Origin of the sequence: Fulvivirga ulvae, assembly GCF_021389975.1 — a bacterium.
GTDB classification, from domain to species: Bacteria; Bacteroidota; Bacteroidia; order Cytophagales; family Cyclobacteriaceae; genus Fulvivirga; species Fulvivirga ulvae.
The window spans coordinates 1,789,805-1,815,441 of record NZ_CP089981.1 but is presented as its reverse complement, the minus strand read 5'-3'; the positions used below and the strand labels follow the sequence as shown (position 1 = coordinate 1,815,441).

Annotated in this window: 15 protein-coding genes; 13 read left to right on the top strand and 2 right to left on the bottom strand. The window is 40.2% G+C overall.

Annotated features, from left to right (window positions below):
- The first annotated feature begins 160 nt into the window (after window positions 1-160).
- From LVD17_RS07385 to LVD17_RS07340, 10 genes are all read left to right on the top strand, one after another.
- Entirely contained in the window at window positions 161-397 is a 237-nt protein-coding gene (locus LVD17_RS07385; RefSeq protein WP_233765803.1) for a hypothetical protein, read from the top strand.
- A 96-nt stretch (window positions 398-493) separates the two neighbouring features.
- Window positions 494-1,873, top strand: a complete 1,380-nt coding sequence (locus LVD17_RS07380) for a hypothetical protein (protein WP_233765802.1) — start codon at window positions 494-496, stop codon at window positions 1,871-1,873.
- Between the two features lie 323 nt (window positions 1,874-2,196).
- Window positions 2,197-4,947 (top strand): hypothetical protein, encoded by a 2,751-nt coding sequence (locus LVD17_RS07375; protein ID WP_233765801.1) that lies wholly within the window; start codon window positions 2,197-2,199, stop codon window positions 4,945-4,947.
- Window positions 4,948-5,009: 62 nt separating this feature from the next.
- Complete coding sequence (locus tag LVD17_RS07370; RefSeq protein ID WP_233765800.1) at window positions 5,010-9,797, top strand: RHS repeat-associated core domain-containing protein; 4,788 nt, start codon at window positions 5,010-5,012, stop codon at window positions 9,795-9,797.
- Window positions 9,798-9,803: 6 nt separating this feature from the next.
- Window positions 9,804-10,499 carry a hypothetical protein gene (locus tag LVD17_RS07365; RefSeq protein WP_233765799.1) on the top strand — a complete coding sequence of 232 codons (696 nt, stop codon included), beginning with the start codon at window positions 9,804-9,806 and terminating at the stop codon, window positions 10,497-10,499.
- Between the two features lies 1 nt (window position 10,500).
- Window positions 10,501-11,196: a hypothetical protein gene (locus LVD17_RS07360; RefSeq protein ID WP_233765798.1), complete on the top strand. Its 696-nt coding sequence runs from the start codon at window positions 10,501-10,503 to the stop codon at window positions 11,194-11,196.
- Between the two features lies 1 nt (window position 11,197).
- A complete protein-coding gene (locus LVD17_RS07355; protein WP_233765797.1) occupies window positions 11,198-11,893 on the top strand; it encodes a hypothetical protein in 696 nt (231 codons plus the stop codon).
- 2 nt (window positions 11,894-11,895) lie between these two features.
- The gene (locus LVD17_RS07350; protein ID WP_233765796.1) at window positions 11,896-12,591 is read left to right on the top strand and encodes a hypothetical protein; all 696 of its coding nucleotides are present in this window, start codon (window positions 11,896-11,898) and stop codon (window positions 12,589-12,591) included.
- Window positions 12,591-13,292: a hypothetical protein gene (locus LVD17_RS07345; RefSeq protein ID WP_233765795.1), complete on the top strand. Its 702-nt coding sequence runs from the start codon at window positions 12,591-12,593 to the stop codon at window positions 13,290-13,292. Before LVD17_RS07350 ends, LVD17_RS07345 begins: the two co-directional genes overlap by 1 nt.
- 95 nt (window positions 13,293-13,387) lie before the next feature.
- Window positions 13,388-13,747: a winged helix-turn-helix transcriptional regulator gene (locus LVD17_RS07340; RefSeq protein WP_233765793.1), complete on the top strand. Its 360-nt coding sequence runs from the start codon at window positions 13,388-13,390 to the stop codon at window positions 13,745-13,747.
- Here the strand turns inward: LVD17_RS07340 and LVD17_RS07335 are convergent.
- Together LVD17_RS07335 and LVD17_RS28670 are read right to left on the bottom strand one after the other, a co-directional pair.
- Window positions 13,723-14,244, bottom strand: coding sequence for a lactoylglutathione lyase family protein (locus LVD17_RS07335; RefSeq protein WP_233765792.1), 522 nt, complete (start codon window positions 14,242-14,244; stop codon window positions 13,723-13,725). The two genes, LVD17_RS07340 and LVD17_RS07335, sit on opposite strands and share 25 nt — an antisense overlap.
- Before the next feature lie 473 nt (window positions 14,245-14,717).
- Window positions 14,718-14,915: a group II intron maturase-specific domain-containing protein gene (locus tag LVD17_RS28670; protein ID WP_370688793.1), complete on the bottom strand. Its 198-nt coding sequence runs from the start codon at window positions 14,913-14,915 to the stop codon at window positions 14,718-14,720.
- Between the two features lie 884 nt (window positions 14,916-15,799).
- Between LVD17_RS28670 and nusG the strand changes: the two genes are divergently transcribed.
- The 3 genes from nusG (at window position 15,800) to LVD17_RS07320 (ending at window position 25,615) form a co-directional block, all read left to right on the top strand.
- Window positions 15,800-16,309 carry a transcription termination/antitermination protein NusG gene (gene nusG / locus LVD17_RS07330; RefSeq protein WP_233765791.1) on the top strand — a complete coding sequence of 170 codons (510 nt, stop codon included), beginning with the start codon at window positions 15,800-15,802 and terminating at the stop codon, window positions 16,307-16,309.
- A 356-nt stretch (window positions 16,310-16,665) separates the two neighbouring features.
- Window positions 16,666-23,106: a non-ribosomal peptide synthetase gene (locus LVD17_RS07325; protein ID WP_233765790.1), complete on the top strand. Its 6,441-nt coding sequence runs from the start codon at window positions 16,666-16,668 to the stop codon at window positions 23,104-23,106.
- A 139-nt stretch (window positions 23,107-23,245) separates the two neighbouring features.
- A complete protein-coding gene (locus LVD17_RS07320) occupies window positions 23,246-25,615 on the top strand; it encodes an ABC transporter permease (RefSeq protein WP_233765788.1) in 2,370 nt (789 codons plus the stop codon).
- Window positions 25,616-25,637: the final 22 nt, after the last annotated feature.

Below are 25,637 nucleotides of genomic sequence, written 5' to 3'. Positions count from 1 at the left end.
TTTTCATGTTTACCCCTTTAAAGTATTTTATATCAGGTTAATAATTGTTTTAATTAGTAAATAGGGAAAAATATGAGCACATTTCTTCTTGAGGGTTTTCCGTAATATCCTGCAATATCTGTTAATTAAAGACCCAGTGAATATGCCGGTAAATTGAACAATGAAAATCTTTGATTACACGCACCGGCTCAAGGGAAACTACTTTATCAATGCTAAAAACAAAGTGGTATTGATAGACATGGAATACAGAACTATTAAACCCTCAAGTTTCTCTCTTAAGCTTTTCTTTCGGTTCAGCTCCGGCCAGCTTAAAGAAATACCACCGGATAGTTCCCAATATCAAAACATACTTGCAAGATATACACAACTCCTTGATAATCTAATTCTTATGGATTAAGTCAATAATCAATATGACTTTATTTATTTAATTTATAATATTTATATCTACTTTCGCTATTTCCAAAAGTAATCTTACTTCAACATTTAATTAACCATGACGTCTCAAAAACTTCTAATCAGCACGCTACTCGTTATTATTTCATCCTTTATTTCCGGCTTTGGCCAGGGCGATGCTCCCACTCAGGCACCAGAAGCAGGCTTTAATCTGGGGTCAGATATTTCAGGCAGTGCCATAAGCTCGGTTAACCTGTTTACAGGAGAAGTTGCCTTCCCTGTCAACCTTGTATCGTTACCGGGTATGAACGGCATTAGTCCCTCGGTGACCATCTCCTATAATTCTGCGGACGTATCCAGACAGACAGAAACATGGAACCGGGACGCACCCACAGGTATCCTCGGACTCGGTTGGTCGATGGATTTTCCAAGAATAATAGCAGACCATAAACAAACAGGAACGAGAAAAGATGACGACTTCTACCTTTTTGAAGGAGGTACCGCCCGAAAGCTCATTTTGACCAGAGGCACAACCCTCCAGCACTATGCCACAGAAGAAAAATTGTATTGGGACATCACCTACGACCCTGCGCTTGAAGAGTGGAAATTGATAACGGAAGATGGTAGGGTAATGTCTTATGGAAACAAAAACTCAGGCAGAAACACAGTACAATGGATGGTTAAGTGGGGCAACTGGATCGGAAGCAGCATTCGTCCCGGCAACCAAGCGCAAATGGCCCATGTATGGAACCTTTCATCCATTGAAAACAGGATTGGAGATAAAATGACCTTTGCCTACGACGCAGTACTGCAATATGTAGGTAGTAGTTCTGGAAAGCAGCATACTGAGGCCTCTTATCTGATCGAGATTAAAGGACCGACCGGAGCGAGGATAAATTTTGCATACGCAGAAAAACTAGCGCAGGAATACATGGAACCTCACAAGGAAAAAGCCGAGCCTGATGCTTACCAGGAGTTCTATCAGAAAAAATATCTTCAGCGCATAACGGTTCATAACGAATATGATCTAAAGCTTAATACCATCAATTTTGAATATGAGTTTTTAGGCTCAGGAGATTTTACAAAAAGACTTTTAAAGGAAATTGTCAGTGAAGGGCATTATGGCGAGCAGGTGCCACCCATAAAATTCCAATATAACAGCACCGGAAGCCACACCGGTAGGTTAAGCCAGGTAACAGGGCCTACAGGCAGTACAATTAAGTACACTTATAATGAGGTGCAGCTATCTTTAGCTAATCGATACAAAAGCATCACGGCTCCCACTGGCTACGGTGCTCCCTCAGTGTGGCAAGGCAATAATTTTGTAGTGACTGGCTGGCGTAAATTGGATGCATACGGAAAGGCCGAAAAAGGTAGCGCCCCGATAATTGTTCAAAGCCATACCTGGGATGGGCACTGGATCAGCAAAGATGTGACGATGCTTAATAACATCAGCTACGAGAGTACGGCCTACTTGTAGCTGGCGGAGACTATTTTGCCTTCCTTAAACAGCAATCAGGTAATCATTACACCTTATACGCCTATTATAAACACCCACAATTTGCAGGCTCCTGGGTAGCCCTGCAAAAGGGCATTGAAGTTGGGAACGGAGAGCCTGCTCTGCTTGCCGGAGACAATTTTATTGCTATTGGCGAAAGAGAGGACGGCGACCTGCACACCTTTGTTTGGAATGGCCAGGACTGGGATGAGAAAACCATCAGCTACGCAGGCACTAAACAGATATTTAACTATGCTGCTACTAACAATTATATCATTAGGCACAGTACATACGGGTCGGATGATGTGGAACTACATTATGTAGACCAGCAACGTCAATGGCACAAGGTCAAATTTCCGGAAAGCTACGAATTCAATACTCACCCTGACAAAGCAACGCATTGGCATGCCGGAAACTCTTTTGCAGTGGTTATTGCCCCAGACAATCCTGAATATATCTTTAACTGGGGTGAAAACTATAACATAACCGCCCGGACAAACATCGGAGCCATAGATGATGACGCCATTGTAAATATCATAGGCAATGACCTGGTGGCTATTAAATATCCTCAAACACAGATTATGGCGCTGCGCTATGAAGGAGGACAATGGAAAAGTACCAGTGGTATGAACTATATCTATGCGCCCTTTAGCGCCCCCTCTTATGGAGAAGACATCATATTATATACCGATGAGACCACTGGAAAAGGAAAGCGAAATATATTTAACCCCAACTATAGTAACTGGGGTGGTAGCATAGACCTGTCTGGTGGTGGGTATCAGCAAATGGCAGGACCCGATGGGCTATTTTATAACAATTATAAATTTTACAAACGTCAGCCCGACGGAGCGATCGTAAATGTTGCCAATACCTCTGGCACCAGCCTTTCCGGCAAGCCTCATTATGGATATGGCGAGGAACCCTATGTTGCCTATACGATTGGTAGTAACAGCTATTTACAGCAATTCAAAAATGGACAAGATGCCGGCCTGATCACCTTAACCGGAAGAAAGATTGACGGCGCTCCCTGTGATGGATTCAACCTGGCTGCCCGTCAATACATCAGTGCGCAGATCATTGCTTCATTTAATGGCAACTGTTCAGACCGGGCTACTAACATTCAGCTTACCTATCTGAACGATGGCCAAGCTTCCGGCATGATTTCCAAACCCGTAGTAACCAAAATAGAAACCCATGACGGATACCAAACCCGGTACACTTCATTTGCCTATACATCTGCCACTGCCAAAACCGATGCCGGGGGAAGTACGGCTCAGTTTAACAAAGTCAGGGTTATTCCCGGTAGTGCTACGGCCTCAGCCACCCCTTTTGGTTATTCCGATACCTATTTCTTTAATGGATTAACTTCAGTTGAAAGCTCTCTTCCGTTCCCGACAGCCTCAGCCGACCCCTACTCCTGTCTTCGCCTGGTGCAAGGAGTCAGCTACGCCAGTATTAGTTATGATAAAAACGGTAATAACGTAGCCCAAACGGAGACCTCTTATAGCGGCCTGGCCTATGACCATAAGGATGGGGCAGGGAACGTAATATATCAGTCGAAGTTTGTTCGGCGTATGAATGTTTATGACCAGGTAGACGGATTGTCATCGGATGTTAAATATACTTACAATAGTGAAGGCCAATTGGCAAGTGAAACAGGAGAAAACTATAACAGTTTTGGCAACAAGGACATACTGACCACCACTCATAAATATTGGTGGGAGGCTTATGACCCAACCCTTACGGGTAATTTTTTAGGGCCAATTGTGCAAACCAAGAAGAAAATAAACAACACGATCATTTCGAGTACAGCAACCCGCTGGAAAACCCATTCAGGGAAAGTTAACACCTCTGTTCCTTATCGCAGCTATACCTGGAAAGGCAGCGGATCTCCTGATTTTAGCGCGTGGAACAGCACCTCCAATGCTGCTGAATGGCTGCTCACTTCCGATATTGCAGAGCGGGATAGCGATTTCAATGTCACCCTGATCAAAAACCAGGACGACCGCTACACCACGGCTGTCTACGATCACCACGGTTTGGTAGTGGCGAATATTTACAATGCTACTCCGGCCGAAGTTTTGTTTGCTGATTTTGATGATCATGACCTGGAAAATTCCGTAGGAACATGGGCGGCTACCTCATACTGGCAGTTTGAAAACGGTGTAATGAAGTTTGATCATAGTACCCAAGCCGCAAACCTCTACAGCCTGAAAGGTGTACCCCTTAACGGAACCCAGATCGCTGAGTTTGACTACAAGCTGATCCACGGGACAGGATACCTAGCCTACCACTTTGGAAAAGCCTCCGCCTCAGATACACCCACCAACTCAGGCTATACCGTAAGGGTCTATACCGATGCCATTAAAGTTTATTATCAGGGCACTTTGCTGGAAGGCTATAACCTGGCAAATGACAAGCGGTGGCACCACCTGACCATCAGAAAAGGGGGCAAACTCAAAGTTCTGCTGGATGGAGTTGAGATCATTGAGACCTTGACTACCTATACCTATGGCAATTATGATGGGTTGTATGCTACATCGGGCAAAGCATATGTAGATAATTTCAGGCTTTACCCCGAAGATGCCTATGCTACCAGTACCTCATATGACAAGGACTACAAATATGTATTGTCTTCCACCGGAAGCGACGGCCTGACCACTCGAAATTTACACAACACACTCGGCTCTTCTGTAGCTTCTATTGGCATCGACGGCACACCCTCGTCTACCTCGTCAGGCTATTCCTGCTATCGAGACCAAGGCTCATGGGTTGCTGCCGATCCGAACATTATACACAGTACTGCCATCAAAGAAAAGAGCGGATTTTACGAAGATTTCACCACTGCCAACCCCTACTGGGTATATCAGGAATATGGTAATGGGGTTACAGCCTCCTTTAGCAGGATAGATGGAGAATTGATGGTATCCAGCCCCGGAGGTGCCACCGACTCATCGGCCGACCTCTATTACCTCGACATGCAGCAGGAGCTTACAGGTACGGTAGGGGTAGAATTGATGTCAGAGCCGTACAGCCGGGCAATAACCTGGGGTTAGGGTTAGCCCTGGGAGGTGATGCATGGGACGCTCGCAATGGGGGTAGTGAAAATGCCATATGGATGAGCCTGCATGGTACGGACAAGGTCAAAGCCTATAACAGTGCAGGGTGGGTGGATGTAAAAAGCAACCTGAAAGAGCAGACCACTTACCGCATAAAGGTCAATACGGCCACCAACACGGCAGATTATTTTATAGATGGTAAGTTATACCGCAATGACCTGCCCCTTAGAACCAATACCAGCGGCATCCAAAAGATCGGCTTTTTTCACTACAGCTATGGCAGTGCCAGCGAATATGCTATTGATAATGTGGTGGTATATGCAGACCCTATAGAAAGCAGTACATACCTGGATGCAGCAGGCAAGGTATTGCAAGAGCAGAGCAAAGAAACTGACAATACCCTGATGGTCGGTGAGATACTTTATGATGATCTGGGCAGAGGAGATGTGAGCACTAAAACGACGAGGGTAACCGGTGATTTTGGATACCGAACGAACTTTGTGACCAGCTACAATCGAGGGAATGGATACATGCAGGGAGAAGTAAAAGACCTGAACAATGACGGGTATTACCCTTACAGCGCCACCCGCTATGAAGCATCTCCCCTCGGCAGGGTATTAGAGCAAAGCAGTCCTGGAGCAACTTACAAATTAGGCTCCGGCAAAAACGGCAGCATTGAGTACCTGACTACGTCAGATGTAAACTTAGGCTATCCGGCGGGTAAATACAGGGTGGTTAAAACTACCTCACCCGATGGTACAGAGCAGATCGTTATGACTGATTTGGCAGATAATGTAGTACTGGAAAAAGCTGGCCCCACCATAGGGACAGAACAAGAACCCAATTATACCAATAAAACCGTTGTTTCCGGAGAGAGCCATGCCTTTTCAGTCCCTTTCAGCAGTGAGGTAACCTATGCCTACGCCGATGTGGAGACATATAAGACACGCGTAAAAATAGGCACTTCTCCGGGGGGCGGAGATATCATAGATGGCGAAAACAATATTTCCGGTACATTCCAGGCCCAGGCCAATACCACATACTATGCTACCGTGATCTATGACCTGCCGGAGCCAACATTATATTATGACCTGGATTGTACCACCATTATCGAGTACGACCCGGATTTCTGCTTTGATGAAAACAACTGCCGGATACTATGTGTCCCGGATATCACCTATTATGATTATGACTGTAATAAGCCGATAGACTATAACCCAGATTATTGTTTTAATGCTCAGAATTGCCGCATCAGTTGCGGCCCCACACCCGTCAGGTACTACGATTACGACTGCCGGACACCCATTGCCTATAACCCGGACTACTGTTTCAACAACAACTATTGCAGGATCATATGCCCTGCACCGCAGGTGGCTAACCCACAGGCAACCCAGCTGAGCAACAAATCATATGTAAAACTGACGTATGCCATCGGTAAAATATGGGTAGACGGACACTCCATCTATGCTACCACAAAATACACTTATAACGGGCAGGGCAACTTATGGAAAACCTACCCGCCTAACTATCACAATCCACCGAATAACGAAGTGGATAGAAATGCGTATATCAGCGAATATACCTATGACTTCCTGGGCAGGTTAAAAAAACGCGATGACCCGGATCAGGGTGTAACAAGGTACATTTATAATGAAAAGACCGGAAGATTAGTCTTTTCTCAGGATGCCAATGGTGCTGCCAATGGCACTATCAATTACCTGAAGTATGATGCTGAAGGACGAGCATCGGAAAGCGGAGTATTCAGCGCTGCGTGGAATGAATCCACTCTGCAAAATCTGGCTAATGGAGCAGGCCCGTCATCACCCACAAAAAGACAGTCCCATATTTATGAAGATGATCTGGGTAACGATGTTTACCAGCGAGGGGAACTCGTTAGAACAGTAGTTTACAACCCCAACGGAACGGACTCCGAAGTCACCGAATATTATACTTACGACCGATATGGGATCAAAACCAAAGGGCTTCAGGTGTTCGATTATAATAACGAGATTCATGAGGTTTCATTCGCTTCGGATAACACCGGGTCGCTTACAGAAGAAACCATACCCGGACTAGGTACGCTGAAATACAGCTACGACAGATTGGGCAGGCTGATCGGTATTGGTGAAGGAGATACCCCCGACCTATATGCCAGCTACGAATACGCCATCAATGGCGAACTAAGCAAAGAGAAACTTAACAACAACAGTTTTGTCCGTAGTTTCAAATACGACTCGCCGGGCAACCTCACCCAGATCGATGATCCTTATTTCAGGGAAGACCTCAGCTATACAGCCAATGGCTATGGCGGTGACGCCTATTACTCAGGCCTGATCGCACGCACCACCTACAACTATAAAGGTATCAGTGCTTTTGGCGGAGCGTCGGCATCGTATCATTATGCTTACCGCTATGATAAGCTTGGGAGGCTCACGGTCAGTGATAACAGTGTCAATAATAATTGGGACATAGGCGTAGGCAGTGCCACCAGCTACGACCCCAACGGCAACATACTCAATATCAAAAAGGGCAATACTCAACAGAACTATACCTACTATAGTAACACCAACAAGGTGAGTCGTACTTCTGGCAGCACGAATCAGTTCATGTATGATGCCAACGGGAATATCATTCAGTCGCAGACCAAGCAACTCAGCAGCATTATCTATGATGATTATTTCAACAAACCGGCCAGCACAGCCTATGATGGAGGACTGTCGCGGTACCAGTACGGGCCGGATGGCGAGCGGGTAATGAAAACCACCCTGCCGGATGATGGCAGTGATACCCACTATACCCTGTATGTCCGTGGTATTGGTGACTATCCTGTATTGGAAAAAGAAAGGATCGATGCCGGGGACTGGCACACCAAATACCTGATCTATGGCCCAACTGGGTTGATCGCTTCTAAAACTATTACAGCCTATCAGCAAGCGGGTTTTGAACCCAGTGTTGCAACTTTTGAGGTGGATAAACAACCTACCGAAGAGCAGGAATTTGGAGAGTCATACCGCCAGGCACCGATTGTAAATGCACGGTTATTTAATGCTACAGATGGAGAGCTATCCGCTTACTCACTGAAACTAACAGGCGAGGCAGGTAAAAAAGTGGGGGTGACCAAAATGCTTCAGCTTTACAGCGGCGATACGGTAACAATGAAGGTGTCCGCCAAGTACCTTAAAGCTCCTGAAAATACCAGAAGCTTTGTGCCGGCAGCTTTGGCCGCTGAGCTGGTACAATCCCTGGGTATCCCGGCCGGAGCGGAAGGAAGCCTGTTTAAGGCCGCCTTTGAGAATGCCCTTTCCCTGGGCGCTGCCGGGCTGAGTGCAGACGAAAAAGGAGTGCCAAAAGCTTTTTTAAATTACATATTCTTTGATAAACAGTTTAACCCCGTTAAATTCGGCTATCAGCCCATTTCCGAAGAGGCGTATGAAGATGGCACCAACCGGAACCATGAAGAAATTGAGTTGGAGATGGTGGCAGACCGGGAGGGTTTTGCAGTAGTTTACCTGAGCAACGAGAGCAGGGAATATAGCGAGGTATATTTTGATGATTTTACGGTACAGCAAACGGCTGCACCGCAAGTTAAGTTTTACAGCAGAGACCATTTAGGCTCTACCCGCGTAGTAGTTACGGATAACGGTGTAGTGGATGCCCGCTATGACTACGATGCTTTGGGCAATATAGTAAGGCAGGAAGAAGGTTTTATCCCCAACCAGTACCGCTACACCGGGCAGGAGTATGACAAAGAGACAGGGCTGCATAACTACCGGGCAAGGTTTTATGACAGTGATCTGGGTAGATTTTACGCTACTGACCCGCAGGGGCAGTTTCATAATCCGTACACGGGAATAGCCAATAATCCTGTTAACTTTACTGATCCGACAGGTGAAATTGTACCCATAGCGCTCGGTATCGCAGCATATTTGGGAGCTATTGGCAATGTGGCTTCCAATATGAATAATATTGAAGGGCAGGGCGATTTGTTTAAATCTTTGGGTATCGGTGCTGCATCAGGAGCTGTCGGGGCAGTTACAGGAGGTGCTGTTTCAAGTGTAGTAGGGACAGGTTTTACAGGTGGTTTTGTATCGGGGCTAGCTGGGGGATTCTCATCTGGTATTGTATCAGGTTCGGGCAATGCATGGTCGAATGGTGCTGCATTTAGCGACGGGCTTAGCGATGGTGTAGTTACCGGCGTTTATAGTGCTGCAACAGCAGGTGTAATTCAGGGGACAACACAAGGAGTAATTGCTTTGGCTCATGGAGGAAACTTCTTCAGAGGGGCTAATCCTCCCCAGATAATGCCGGAAATTGTAGTTACGGCTGAACCTATGCCAGGCGCTCCTAAATCACCGATTCCAGGTTCTGGAGTTATGGATAAGCCCTATTGGTGGGGTAAAACAGATTATTTCAGCAACCCGGTAACCAATGCAGTAAGAACGGCTGGTGCACCTATTGCTAACTTTATAACCGAGACTTTATTGACAGCGGCGCCGGTTGGTAGGGTAATTGGATTAGCCACCAGGAGCTTGAGATTGGCCAATAAGGTAACAAAGGTTTATAGGATATATGATAAGATAGATAATGTTGTTTACAAATATGGTATTACATCGAGCAGCAGGGTAGCCGCTGACGGACTGCCTAGAAGATTGGCGACTCAATTAAATAGATTAAATAAATTAGATCCTGGCAGGTACACTGGAAAGGTAATAGGGACACATTCAAATAGAGCAGCAGGATTGTTTCATGAAAAATATATAACAGCTGTTCACAGAACCACTATGGGGAATGCCCCATATGGTATGAAAAGCCCAAATGGAATATGGGGAAAATGGTTTAAATTTTAAATGAACATGACAAAATTAAGAGATGTCTCTCTGTTCTCATTTTCAGAGAGGCCCGATTCACAAAAGTTTAATAGGGGAACACTATGTGTACAGGATTTATATTATAGGAATCTTACCCCAATCAAAACAAATAAAATTCATAAAATCAGTATACATCTTTATGATTCTGACATCGATGTAGAAAGATTAAATGAATTCAACGTGAGAATGAATAAGAGTTTTTCATTAATAGATATTATAAAAATCAATCACTATTTTGATTTTGATCAATATTTCAATCAACCCATTGAAATACAGAAGCGCATTATATTAGATTTACTTTATGAAGACAGTATCAACGTTTGCGAGGCCGAAAACTGGGATTCCACCAATTTTAAACTAGCCTATGAGGCCTGTCTTGAGCAAGATTTAAAAAATGCTTTTTATGATAAAGAAAAAGCGTGGAACCGGAATAGGTCAATGTATGTCAACCTAAAAGTGATATTTGAAACTGACATACTTCGAGGAATAGTAGAAGTATATCGCAAAGACGGAAGCCTTGTACTGGAGAAAGAGCTTTTCGCAGTTGAGCCTATGCAGATACAACACCCCTTTTTTGCTAAAGTGAAATGGCTATCACGAAACAAATTTAGAGTAGCCCCTATATCATTTTTCAATCAATTGACCGATGATGAGTTTTGGGATATTGAAGTTGAGGAGTAATATGGTTAAACTAACAGATATATCCATATCATCTGGATCAAGCAACCCTAAAGCTCTCACATTTAATAGAGAAGTTAGATGTGTAGAGGATTTATTCCTTTCTAACTTCAGTCCTGTAACCACGACAGGAGTAAAAAAAATAAATGTTGGAATCTATGACTATAACTTAGATTCACATAAGTTAGAAAAATATAAAGTACCAGTTAACCAAAGTCAATTGCTGATTGACATCGCTCATGTTAATCACTATTTTGATTTTGATAAATACCTCAAGGAACCGGCAGAAAAGCGAAAGCGTATTGTATTAGATTTACTTTTTCAAAGCTGCCTAAAAGTATGCCAGGCAGAAAATTTGGACACCATTAATTTTAAGTCTGCCTATGATGCTTGCCTAACGCAAGGCTTAAAAAATGCTTTTTATAATAAAGAGAAAGCGTGGAACCGTAATAGATCATTATATGTCAATCTAAAAATAGTATTCGAAATAGATTACTTCCTTGGAATCGTAGAGGTTTGTAATAAAGAGGGGACTCAGCTTTTGGAAAAGGAGTTATTCAAAGTAAGTCCTGTTATGGTTCAACATCCATTTTTCAACAAAGTGAAGTGGTTATCCCTAAATAAATTTAGAATATCACCAAAATCATTTTTCAATCAATTGACTGATGATGAGTTTTGGGATATTGAAGTTAAGGTGTAATATGGCAAAATTAAAGGATGTTTCTTTAACCTCACTTTCAGAGAGGCCCGATTCACAAAAATTTAATGGCGAAACAAGATGCGTTGAGGATTTATTCTATGCGAATACAAAGCCAATAGACACCAAAAATACGAATAAGATAAGTATATGCCTTTTTGATAAGCAATACGATTCCGAAAAGTTAAGCATGTTTAATATAAAAATGGATGTGAGCCAACCTCTTATAGATGTTATGGAGATCAATCATTACTTTGACTTTGATAAGTATTTTGAGCAGCCCCTCGAAAAACGCAAACGTATTATATTAGACTTGCTATATAAGGACAGCATCAAAGTGTGTGAAGTTGAAAACTGGGATTCCACCAATTTTAAACTGGCTTATGAAGCCTGTCTGGAAAAAGACTTAAAAAATGTCTTTTACGATAAAGAAAAAGCGTGGAATCGGAATAGGTCGATGTATGTCAACCTAAAAGTGATATTTGAAACTGACATACTTCAAGGAATAGTAGAAGTATATCGCAAAGACGGAAGCCTTGTATTGCAGAAAGAGCTTTTCACAGTTAAGCCTATGCAGATACAACACCCCTTTTTTGCTAAAGTGAAATGGCTATCACGAAACAAATTTAGAGTAGCCCCTATATCATTTTTCAATCAATTGACCGATGATGAGTTTTGGGATATTGAAGTTGAGGGGTAATAATGGCAAAATTAAAGGACGTCTCATTGTCTTCATTTTCAGAAAATTCTGATTTACAATATTTCAACCGAGAAACACCTTGTGTAGTTGATTTATTTTATGTGAATCTAAAACCAGTGGATACCAAAAATATCTATAAGATTAATATTTGCCTTTACGATAAAGAGTATGATGCGGAAAGATTAAGCAAATTTAATATGACAATGGATGTTGGTAAGGCACTTATTGATGTTATTGAAGTCAATCACTATTTTGATTTTGATCAATATTTTAAACAACCAGTTGAAAAGCGCAAGCGGATTTTATTGGACCTGCTTTATGAAGACTGCAAGAAACTAAGTGAGGCTGAAAACTGGGATTCTACCAATTTTAAACTGGCTTATGAAGCCTGCCTGGAAAAAGATTTAAAAAATGTCTTTTACGATAAAGAAAAAGCGTGGAACCGGAATAGATCGATGTATGTCAACCTAAAAGTGATATTTGAAACTGACATACTTCAAGGAATAGTAGAAGTATATCGCAAAGACGGAAGCCTTGTATTGGAGAAAGAGCTTTTCACAGTTAAGCCTATGCAGATACAACACCCCTTTTTTGCTAAAGTGAAATGGCTATCACGAAACAAATTTAGAGTAGCCCCTATATCATTTTTCAATCAATTGACCGATGATGAGTTTTGGGATATTGAAGTTGAGGAGTAATGAATATATTCAACTTTGCAAAAAGGAAAAATATTTCTGATCGAGAGATTAAATTCCTGCGATCGATAGTTGATAAACTACCGGTTAAGTATAGCTATTTAAGAGGTCAGTTAAATACTGATTTTATCTTGGGTAAAGAAAAGAATCAACTCGCACAAAAAGGCACATACAATTTTACTTTAAACTCCAAATTGGAAGCGAAGTATTGTAATAAGGAAGTACCAAACTATTTCCTCATCAAAGATATCTATGTATGGAACAAGAAACGTAGTAACTATGATGAGGTTGATTTGCAAGTGCTAGAAGGGATGTTAGTGGGATACTACACACCTCATGATTGGAAAGAACTAGATTCAACCAGGATAGTTATTGATAAAGTGCATGAAAAGCATTTTCAAGATGAGGAAAAGAATGAACTGCAGAATATTATTCAGAACCATTTAAAAGACATTGAAAGTCAATTGGATTTACACGATACTTTCAAAATTGAAATTCCTGAAGGTGAATTTTATGTCATAAAAAATCTTGGAGACGGTAACTATCTAGCCGTCGATACATACGGTAAGGTCTATGGTATGATCCATGATCCTTATGAAATTGATAAGTTATTTGAAAGTATAGCAGATTTTAAAGCAGGGATTGTTTCTGGATTATTTGATATTAAAAAATATTATGATCGAAAAATGTCAAAGCCTTCTTAGGGGAAACGCATCATATTAGATTTGCTTTACTGAAGACTTCCTGTCTTTAGTTGAGTGAATTGACCCCTCATTATGAATGAACAAAAGAACTCGATATGAATTTAGATAGAATAAAATATCAGGATAAGGAATTTAATTGCTCCTTAGCTTTTGCACTTCATTTGATTGGAGATAAATACAAAAGCCTAATTCTATTCCACTTGCAAGATGGGCCTCAAAGGTCAGGTGAATTACAAAAGAGCATCACTGACCTTTCAAATAGAATGTTTACATATTCTATTAGAGCGTTGGAAAAAGACAAATTAGTCAAAAGAACTGTTTATCCAGTTACTCCGCCTAAAGTGGAATATGAATTGACTGAAGAAGGCGAATCGCTAATCCCCATTATCCTACAGCTGGATAAATGGGGACAGGAATTTGCGAAAGACCATCATTTATATGCTCCTTCAGAATAGTGTAACTCATAAGAATGAGAGTATATTTCAAATACAGTTCCAAAAGGGTCCTCGACATAACACATACGGTAGGGTTTGTCTCCTGGATAATATTCTCTTATTGGCATTCTCTGTTTACCCCCTGCTTCAACGATTTTCTTAACAAGTCCTTCTACGTCTGGGTCTTGAACAGAAAAGTGGAATAGACCGGCTCGAAATGGTTCAAAATTAGGTTTAAGGTCTTTACTTTCATTAAATTCAAATAACTCAAAACCAATTTTGTCTCCTGTAGACAGGTGAGCAATTTTAAATTTACCCCATCCTTTGCCAAATACATCAATACACATTTGACCTATTGCTGTTTCATTTTCTTCTTTAACGACAGTGGGTTTCATGATAACATAGAAGCCCATTACTTCGGTATAAAACTTTACAGCTTTTTCGATATTTGGCACTGTAATTCCTATATGCGAAAATGTTTTTGGATAAGTTTTAATTGATTGATCTAAATTTTCCATATTACTTTTGTTTTGTGAATAACTAATTGTTGCTAATAAAAATACTATTGCAATTAGACTGAAATATTTTTTCATCATCATTAAATTTTAAATAAGGAGGCAAAGTAAAGATTCATAATACTGTGATACAAGGTGTTACATTTGCTGCAGTAGGTTACATGAATGTGTAATTTTATGATTGCCAAAGACTAACTGATGAAAAAAAAAGTAAAAAATAATTTATAGATTAAAAACTAGGGGTAGTCGAGTAAGCCAGGGGAGTTTCACCCCTAACTTTCTCACAGAACCGTACATGAACCTCTCGATTCATACGGCTCTTATTATGCAGTCGTTGTTGGCCTGAATTGGTTCATACCAATTTGTATCCCAATTCCCAATGATAGAACAGGTTAGGATAGGAACTCGTTACACACTTGAACCATTTGATGGCCTTTGACCTTGCTTCCTTTGAAGCTTGTGTACTTGTTCAGTATCTACCTGATCAACCGATGGTGAAGATAATAGAACACTGGATTTAAACTCTTGCGACTGATTTTCCCATAGTACTGTATCCAACCCCGGATCTTTGGGTTCAGCAATATTGCCAAATCCTGTATCCCTCGTTGGGTCTTGTTATGGAAATCAAGTTTACGGAGTTCTTGAGTGATCTGAACCTTAGACTTGCGACTCATCTTACAGTCATACTGTAGGAAACTCCCTCCCTTTCTCAGCCTATACGTATCTGCTGAAAGCTGAATGCCTGCCACTATAATTTTTGGAATTAAAGTCTCTTAATAAAAGAAAATCTTACATAACTTATTCTTTCATATTTATAGTGTATTTATAAAATAGATATTTCTTCGTTTTTTTATTTGTAAATAAAGGTATTTTTTTAATATGAAATTATTTTATTTACATTTTTAATGTATTATTTATTGAATATATGATACTTGTTATATTTTTATTCTGATGTATTAGACATTGTTTAATGGCATCTGAAGTCTGGTATAACAAACTAACAATTAATAATTTATAAAAAGAATATAACTATGCTTCGCTTTGTTATTGGAATTTAGCCTACACATTCGTTTTGCAAATATAGAAGTGTACTAAAAATATAGAATAATTAAAAAATAAATAGAATAATGTGAATTTCTGAAGTATTTGTTACGTATTTAATTCCAATAGCTCATATAAGATACACCTGATTCTGTATGAGAAAACCTTAAATTAACAGAACTTTTTTTTAATACTTTTGGTGATTTTGATCGCAAGGTACTGTTAATACAGGATTTAGTTGTAGTTAAATTCACACAATCAGCTGGAAATGAAAATTAAAAAATCCTGACATTAAAAGCGCTGGTTACTAATTAGTTGTGCATGTTTCTGATTTGAAAAGTCTATTCATGCAATTCGAAGTGGCAAATTGAACCTTCGAAATGCTGAAGGATAAATTTCCGATACTTATTTGTATATGATTAGGAAATTGATGCTTAAATGCATTTAGTGATCCATTTTGCATGTGCCTTGCGTTCTCTTAATTAAATCAGAAAGTAGGATTTAATCGAATTTTATTATGAGTTATTCTAATGCTTGGTACGTTTTATATGTTAAATCTCGATTTGAGAAAAAAGTGGCTGATTCGCTTGAAGAAATCTCCTTAAAGTCGTTTCTACCCTTGGTGAGAACAGTTCGGAGGTGGAGTGATAGAAAGAAAACTATAATGCAGCCGTTGTTTCCTTCATATGTATTTGTAAATGTTAATTCTCAGAATGAGTTTCATCGAGCTTTGTCTGTCAATGGAGCCTGTGGTTATATCCGTTTCGGAGTTGAATATGCTCAGGTTTCCGATAAGGAAATTAAACAGATCAAGTACTTGGTTGGTGATAAAAATATCATTGACATTGAGGCCAATGTGGATGTGCCTGAAGTTGGCGAAGTAAAAAAAATTATGAACGGACCTTTACGTGGGTTGGAGTGCAAAGTTTTGGAAGCCGAGAACCTTAATAAAATCATAGTCCGGATAGATTCTCTACAGCAAAATATTAAAGCAACTGTTCCATCGTACGTTTTTAGTCCTTGTTGACAATACCAGAAATATAGGCATTTCTCAAATCTAACAGGTTAATCGCTCGATAGATGGATATTAGTCATTGTTCTTTAACATGGTCTTGGACATTTGTTTAACCAAGAAAGGTATGTGCGAAATTTTCACTGAAAATATTTCCTAGTTTACTTTTGATAAGAACTTTAAATATTTAATATTGCTGATGTGCCTCATATCACGTAAGTATTTTATACATTGATTGTTAAGGTACAAACTTTCCTACTTCAATTTATTTTGACGAGAACTTCATGTGACTGAGGGAAACGAAGTTGTGTCCAAACGTCAAAAGAGATATTCAAGAATTTGATAAATACCTGAAATATCAGGGAGTCTGCATGCAATACAAAACATTGGTAGAACTTCTACGCCACCAAAGTGCGCTAAGCAAAAGAGGTGTAGCTTTTATAGATGGAGAGAATAATGAAAAGTTTTTATCGTATAAAGACTTGTTGAAGCGAGCACTTGCCGTTCTAACTTTTCTTCAAAGCAAGGGGTTAAAAAAGGGAGATGAACTAATCTTTCAAATAGATAATAATGAATATTTTATCATTCTTTTTTGGAGCTGTATTCTTGGAGGCATCATTCCTGTACCATTGACGGTTGGTCACAAAGAGGAGCACAAACGAAAGGTTTTTAACGTATGGGGCGTGCTTTCAAATCCTTTTATACTTATATCCGCAAACGGACTCAAAGACTTGGGTGCTTTTGCTGATGCCCATGAATATGGTGACGTATTTGAAAAAATACTCTCCAGAAGTTTGTTGGAATCTAAAGCTTTTGAAGCTCATAAACCCGATCCTGTAAGGCCGGATATTACTCCGGGAGATGTCGCATTTATTCAGTTTTCTTCAGGTTCAACGGGCACACCAAAAGGTGTTACCCTAACTCACCACAACCTGTTAACAAATATTAGAGACATTGGGGAAGCAGCCGGGTACACTGATTCGGACAGTACCTTGAGCTGGATGCCTCTTACCCATGACATGGGCCTTATTGGCTTTCATTTGAACCCACTGTTATACGGTATGAATCAATACCTGATCCATACGAATATTTTTGTTAGAAGACCATCTATATGGATGGATAAAGCTTCAACACATCGGGTAACCATATTGTGCTCTCCAAATTTTGGGTATAGGTATTTACTCAAACACATGTCTGCTAAAAAGAGCTACAACTGGGACCTTTCATCTGTCAGGCTAATTTACAATGGGGCAGAGCCAATTTCGGAGGAGTTGGCCTCTGAGTTTATCAGAGGTATGGAACATTTTAAACTTTCCAGAGATGCCATGTGCCCTGTTTACGGACTTGCTGAGGCAAGTTTGGCTGTTTCTATTTCTGATTTAAAAGATAGAGTTAATTCTCTGACTGTATCCCGGGGCTCCCTGGGTATAGGAGATGCCATCAGGATAGCTCAGGGAAATGATACAGATACGATCTCTTTTGTAAATGTGGGTAGGCCTATTGGTAAAAGCAAACTGAAAATAGCCGACCTGCAGGGTGGAGAGTTTGAGGAAGGTTACGTTGGTCATATTTTTATTAAGGGAGAGAACGTAACCAAGGGCTATTATAATAACCATGAAGCAAACCGCAATACAATTATCAACGATTGGCTAAATACCGGAGATACGGGATTTTACTATCAAAGCAACTTGTATATTATAGGAAGAAGTAAGGATGTACTCTTTGTCAACGGGCAGAATTATTATCCACATGATCTGGAAAGAGTAGCTGAAGATATTCCAGAAGTTGAGCTTAACAAAATTGTAGTAAGTGGCTATTTTGATTCTTCTGTACAAAGGGATATTGTTTTGGTTTTCGTTCTTTTTAGAGGAAAAAGTGAGGATTTTGTAGTGTTGGCAGCACAAATACGGAAACACTTAAACTTGCACTTCGGTTTTGAAGCAGACTATATACTTCCGGTACGCGAGATTCCAAAGACCACGAGCGGAAAGCTACAGAGATTCCGGTTGGTTGAAAGTTTCAGGAAAGGGGAATTCGTACAGATATCTAAAACTTTGGCCAATATTGAGGATGTTTTATTTTCAGGTAATGATATAACGCTGCCTGAGACAGAAGTGGAAGAGAAAATATTAGCACTATGGAAACAACTTCTTCCTAAACATAGGCAATCTATAGGGACTACAACAAAATACTTTGAAGCAGGAGGCAATTCTTTGTCTGCTTTTCGCCAGTTATCACTACTACAGGAACTTTTTGGCTTTCAGATCGATATTTATACCTTCTATAAAAACCAAACGATAAGACAGCTTGCGCGATTGATTGAAACCACAGAAGCTACAACTGCTGATGTCATAAAAAAGTATGACAAGAGACAAGACTATCCGTTGTCTTCCTGCCAAAAAAGGCTCTATTATGCATGGGCGGCCAATAAGGATACCCTGGCTTACAATATTCCTCTTGTATTTAAACTAAATATTCCCCTGGAAGAGCAAAGGCTCAGGGCATCTCTTGAATTACTTGGTGCAAGGCACCCGATCCTTAAAGCTAACTTTAGGCAAAAAGATGGAGTTCCGGTATTTTTTATTCGGCAGTCAGCATTTATAGATTTGAAGAAGGTTCCAGATGTTCAAAGTGATCCAGAAGAAATATTTAAAGAATATATTCAGCCGTTTGATCTGGAACGAGAACCGTTACTTCGAGTCAGGCTTATAACCGTGAATGGAGTAAATTATTTGTTTATTGATGTTCATCATAGTATTTGCGATGGACTTTCTCTTAATCAAATGGTAAGGGAACTTGTAGCCATTTATGATGGACATGCATTGTCAGAGATCAATATAGATTATACTGATTTTGTGATTTGGGAAAAGGAAGAGTTTTGTCCTGATTTTTCCGAAGCGTTACATTTTTTCAAAGAAAAACATGAACAGTTACCATCTGTACTCAATTTGTTTGCAGATAGGCCCAGGTCGGCAATATTTGACCATGCAGGGAAAACGCTGACATTTGGATTAGATAAAATACAGTCCAGGGCCTTGAAACATATGGCGATGGAAGCAGGTTGCTCTTTGAACTCGGTTCTATTTGCTATATATGCTCTTATGCTTTCCAAATACAGTGGTCAGGACGAATTATGTATTGGTATTCCTGTTCATATGAGGGAACACATGCAGCTGCCCGAAATGGTAGGGATGTTTGTAAACAGTGTACCCGTGGTTGTCAGGGTCGATCCGGAGCAGTCCTTTGATGAATACCTGGAATCTGTAACGACTAATATATTGGAGGCGGTTCGTTTTGCACGTTGTCCACTTGATAAAGTGATAGACCACATTCAGAAACGGTCTGATGCCAGTAGAAACCCACTGTTTGATACAATGTTTGTCCTGCATCATTGGGATCCGGAATTAAAGTCAGAAACAGATATCTGGACACAGTGCTTTGTTGATAGTGGTACTTCAAAATTTGATGTTTCTTTACATGTATTTGAAGGCGCGGAAAGTATGAGGTTTAATCTGGAGTATGCTACGGCACTCTTTGATCAGTGGAGAATGGAACAGTTTACTTCTCACCTTGGAACGCTACTTCAGAATTTCACCAAATCTTCACTCAAATTGCCTTTAAAGCAGTTTTCGTTGTATACAGATGAAGAGGAGAGTATGATTTTGGAATATCCAAAATTTCAGGGAATTCGGGAGTCTTTCACTTCGGAAAACCAGATACATCATTGGTTTGAAATGCAGGCTAAACAGACACCTGATAATGTGGCCATTCGTTTTGGTAACAATTCATGGTCTTTTAAATTCCTTAGTGATAAATCGAATGAACTGGCAGCAGTATTGAGAGATCTGGGGTGTACAGGGGGAAAGGTGGCTTTGTTTCTGGACAGAAGTCCTGAGTTTGTTACAGCAGTGCTGGGGGTGCTTAAGGCAGGAGCTACTTTTATACCATTGGATACACAGTTACCAGAGGAGAGGATATACCGTATAGTAGAAGATAGTGAATGTGAGCTAATATTTTCGGAGAAAGAAATAAACGTCGGTGTCTTTTCAATGTATTTACCCGAAAGAATTTTTGGTGGTATTCAATTTTCAAAAAGAGTTAACGAGGCTAATGACAAGAAGCCTAAAGCAGAAAATACTCCGGCATATATTATTTACACCTCAGGAACTACAGGCAACCCCAAGGGAGTAAAAGTGGGGCACGCCTCATTGATCAATTATGTGGGCTGGGCAGCGCGTTGCTACAAGAGTACTGATGGTAAGGTTGCCTTCCCTTTATTTACGTCAATTTCTTTTGATCTCACCCTTACTTCGTTGTTCATACCTTTGATTACAGGGAATGAGATTGTGATCTATCAGGACAATGAGGATGATATTCTTATTGAGAGGGTCATTGAGGAAGGTTGCTGTGATGTTATTAAACTGACACCTGCACATCTCAAGGTGTTAACTTCTTTGAGCTTTGAACCTACCGTAATGAAAAAAGTAAAAGGGTTCATAGTTGGAGGGGAACGTCTGGACTGGAAACTTGCGTATAATGTATGGAAGATGTTCGGCGAACACCTGGAGATATATAATGAATATGGCCCTACAGAAGCTACTGTGGGGTGTATGATCCATAAGTTTGATCCGGCAGTTGAAACAAAGTCAGTTCCCATTGGAGTTCCTATATCCAATACAACGATCTATCTGTTAGATCAGGAACTCCGCCCCGTACCTAAAGGGGTACATGGAGAACTCTATATAGGAGGAAAGGGACTGGCATTGGGGTATCATAATAACCCTGTCTCGACAGCAGAAAAGTTTATAGAGAACCCTTATGAACCTGGTACTTTGATTTATAAAACAGGTGATGTGGCCGTTGAGATGGAAAGTGGGGTTATAGAATATATTAACAGGATGGATAACCAGGTTAAGATTAATGGTTATCGAATAGAGCTGGCCGAAATAGAATATGAATTGAATAATTTTGTTGGGATTAAGAATGCATTGGTGCATACCAGGGAAGGAGCATCTGGAGCTATGATCCTGGATGCCTATTATTTGAGCGAACAGAGACTGGAGAGTGAAGAGATTAAAACCTTTTTGACATCAAGGTTACCGCATTATATGATCCCATTAACTTACACACATTTGCAGGTAATTCCCCTTACCAAAAATGGAAAGGTAGACTATAATACACTAAAACCGCAAGCAAATACTGTGCAACAGGCGGACCGCGAACTTACTGCAACTGAGGCCTTAATTCTTCCGGTCTACCAAAAAGTTTTGAATAGCGAAGTAGGGGTAGACGATAACTTTTTTGCTGAGGGTGGCGATTCCATTAAAGCGGTTCAGATAGCGGCACAGTTGCGTAATAAAGGATTGCAGGTAACACCCAGAGAGGTACTTTTACATTTTTCTGTTGCCCAATTGAGCCCGGTCGTTTCTATGTTGGAAATTAAGAACCCACATTATCAGGAAATTCAGTCAGGGGCCTTTGCAAAAACCCCTATTATTTCGTGGTTTTTTAGTCATAATTTTGAGAACATTAACTTTTATAATCAATCCATTGTACTGAATTTTAAATCTGATGTACAAGTGGAGATTCTAGGCAGGGTAATAGCCGAACTGATACAAAGACACGACGGACTCCGCCTGAATTATGATTCGGAATTGCAACAACTATTTTACAATAACTCCCATTTGGGACATTTTGATATTCCCGTTATTGAAATTTCTGATGAAGAATCATTTGTACGTAAGTGTCAGGAAATCAAGGGGAGTATGGACCTGAAGAACGGATTACTATTTAAAGCTGCAATTTTCCAAACAAATGATGGGGCTAAGTCGCTATTTCTCACGGCTCATCATTTAGTTGTAGACGGTGTGTCATGGAGAATATTGTTAGAGGATTTGCAGCAATGGTATGAAGAATATTCATCTGGTGTGTCATTGACCCTTTCAGCAAAAACAGCTCCGGTTTCTAAATTAGCAGATGTTTTTGCTGATCCATCCTCCAATAGAATATCGAAAGAAAAATATAATTTCTGGACATGGCACCAAGGTTCATCTTTCGAAATTCCTTGTGATTTTGAAACGGAGGACTGGTGCCTCCAAAATACCGAAACAATTAATTTTGAAACAGACCCAGGTCTGACCAGCTTTCTTATAAAAGAAGCATTTAAAACACATGAAGTAGATGCAAGAACTGTTTTGAATACGGCACTGGTAATAAGTTTATGTAAATGGCTGGGATTAAAGGAAGTGCAGATAGAGCAGGAAGGACATGGACGAACTTTTGATGAGCAGGATTTTTCGAGAACCTGTGGATGGTTCACATCAATATTCCCAACACGATTTACCTGGGATGATGGACAGATCACTTCAATACTAAGTCAGGTTAAATCTATATTTAACTCCATTACAGATGGAGGAATAAGCTATGTGCATTATCAGATTCAAAATGGTATCCCTCACACTGATCTTTCAGAATTCAGATTTAATTTTCTGGGAATTTTTGATAGTGAGTTTGATAACGACACATTTGAGTATGTCCCTGTATCTACAGGATTGGAAGTTGCTCCGGAAAATCATTTTACAGCCAAAATAGAGGTGAATGCATTAATAGTTTCGGGTGTACTGACTACTGTATTCTCTTATAATAAAAAGGCCTTTTCCAGAGATAGAGTCCTTGATTTGAAAGTTCTTTTTGAAGAATCTCTGGTATCGATAGTTGACCATTTTTCTCAAAATAAACATATTCAATTTAGACCTGAGGATTTTGAAATGGCAACCTTGGAACAGGCAGAACTGGATGATCTGTTTGATTAATGTATAAATGAACGATTTCGTTCACTTTGTTGCGATATCGTACAGATGATTGAGCTGACTCATTTCGTAAGTGTCAACATTTCAAATATTTACCTTTCAGGTATTGTTTTTGCTATAAACCCAGTACTAAAAAACCGACATGTTTAAGCATAATTTTATTACCATACTTCGTAGTTTCAAAAGAAACAAAAGTTCCTTTATCATCAATCTTATTGGACTTTCTACCGGTCTGGCGTGTACCTTGCTTATTGCGCTATGGGTGCAGGATGAATTTAAGGTGGACCAATTCCACGAAAATAAGGACAGGTTATTTCAAATATTGGAGCGGCAGACAATAGCTGATGAAACAAGTGTTTCTTTTACTACGGTGGGGGTACTGGCCGAGACGCTGTCGCAGGATTTTCCGGAAATAGATTATGCCACTGCGGTAACACACTATTCATGGTTCCCTAAGTTTGGCCTCTCTACAGGTGGGGACCGATTGATAAAAAGTACAGGACAGTTTGTGAGTGAAGACTTCTTCAATGTATTCTCGTACGAGCTTTTGAAAGGGAATAAATCGCAGGTGATGAAAGATCGAAATGCAATTGTTATCTCCAGGAGTACTGCTGAAAAGTTATTCGGATCGGTAGAAGAGGCAGTTGGCAAGACAGTACAGTGGCATTTGGCAGATTTGGAACGAGATGCTATGGTTACTGGAGTATTTGATGGCCCACCTGCTTATTCAACAGAACAGTTTGATTTTGTCATATCCTTCGAAATTTGGAAAGAAATGTCCCCCGCGGTATTGGATTGGGGAAATAACGGAACTCATATCTATGCCACCCTTAAAGAGGAGGCTGATGTGGATGAGTTTAACGGAAAAATTATGAACTTGCTTCAGTCCAGGATTGAAAATACTAATCGAGAACTGTTTGCCACTCCCTTTGCAGAAGAGTATCTCTATGGAAAATACGAAGGTGGCCAGCGTGTAGGCGGAAGGATCGAAAACGTAAGGCTGTTCTCAATAATTGCAATTTTTATTCTTCTCATGGCTTGTGTGAATTTCATGAATCTTTCGACAGCTAAAGCGCTGCGTAGGGCAAAAGAAGTTGGGATAAAGAAAGCTATTGGAGCCGACAGGTCTGTTCTGGTCAGGCAGTATTTAGGAGAGTCGCTATTATTAGCAGTCGTAGGGCTCTGTTTTGCCCTTGTTATTATAGCCCTTATTCTTCCTAAATTTAATGAGGTTACTGGAAAGGAATTGAGTATGTCAATGCAATTCAGCACCATACTGTTTATGATTTTGGTTACCATGCTTACAGGAATACTATCAGGAAGCTATCCGGCCTTATATTTATCACAGTTTAATCCAGCCGTAGTTCTTAAGGGTAAACTTGCTAATTCCAAAAGTGAATTATTTATCAGGAAGGGATTGGTGATTTTTCAGTTTGCACTTTCTGTAATTCTCATTGTTTCAGTTATTATAGTATATAAACAGATTGATTTACTTCAAACTAAAGATCTCGGTTATAAGAAGGATCAGTTGATATATTTTGAAAAAGAGGGGCAGGCATCAAGTAGTTTGGAAATGTTTACTGCAGAACTGAAAAAAGTACCAGGAGTATTAGATGTTTCAAGTACATCCAATAATATTATTGGCAGTTACAATAAAACTTCAGGCGTAGAATGGGAAGGTAAAAATGAAAATGAGCCCGTGGAGTTCGAAGTTGTAGATATTGATTATGATTTTATAGAAACCATGGGGATGACAATGAAGTCAGGAAGGTCATTTTCCCGTGATTATGGTGCAGATAATACCAAGATTATTTTTAATGAGGCGGCGATCGATGCCATGTCTCTTGACGATCCTGTAAATAAGCATGTTAACTTATGGGGTGAGGATATGGAGATAGTCGGGGTTGTTAGCAATTTTCACTACGAGTCATTTTATAAAGAGGTGAAACCTCTGCTCTTTAAAATTAACCCTGACAATACGATCTTTGTTATGGCAAGAATAAGGGGTGATGAGACTCAGAAAGTTGTGAATGATATCCGGTCTTTTTACGAAAAATACAACCCAGGGTACACTTTCGATTATGTATCTTTGAATGACAAGTATCAAGAACAGTATGCTTCTGAGAAGCAAATAGGCCTGTTGTCTACATACTTTGCATGTCTCGCTATTATCATATCTTGTCTCGGGTTATTTGGTTTGGCAGCATTTACTACACAAAGTCGTGTAAAAGAGATAGGATTGCGCAAGATTTTCGGTTCGAGTATCCCCGGCATAGTAGTATTGCTCACCAAAGACTTTACTAAAATTGTATTAATTGCTATTACAATAGCCATTCCAATAAGTTACTTATTGGCAAAATCCTGGTTACAGGGATTCGCCTATAAAACCTCCGTGAGCGTTTGGGTATATGTATTTGCGGCGTTTTTAGCACTTCTTATTTCATGGATTACCGTGGGATACCAGGCTGTTAAGGCTGCGTATATTAGTCCGATAAAAACATCACGAGAATAAAATATTCGGATCAACTTATCTT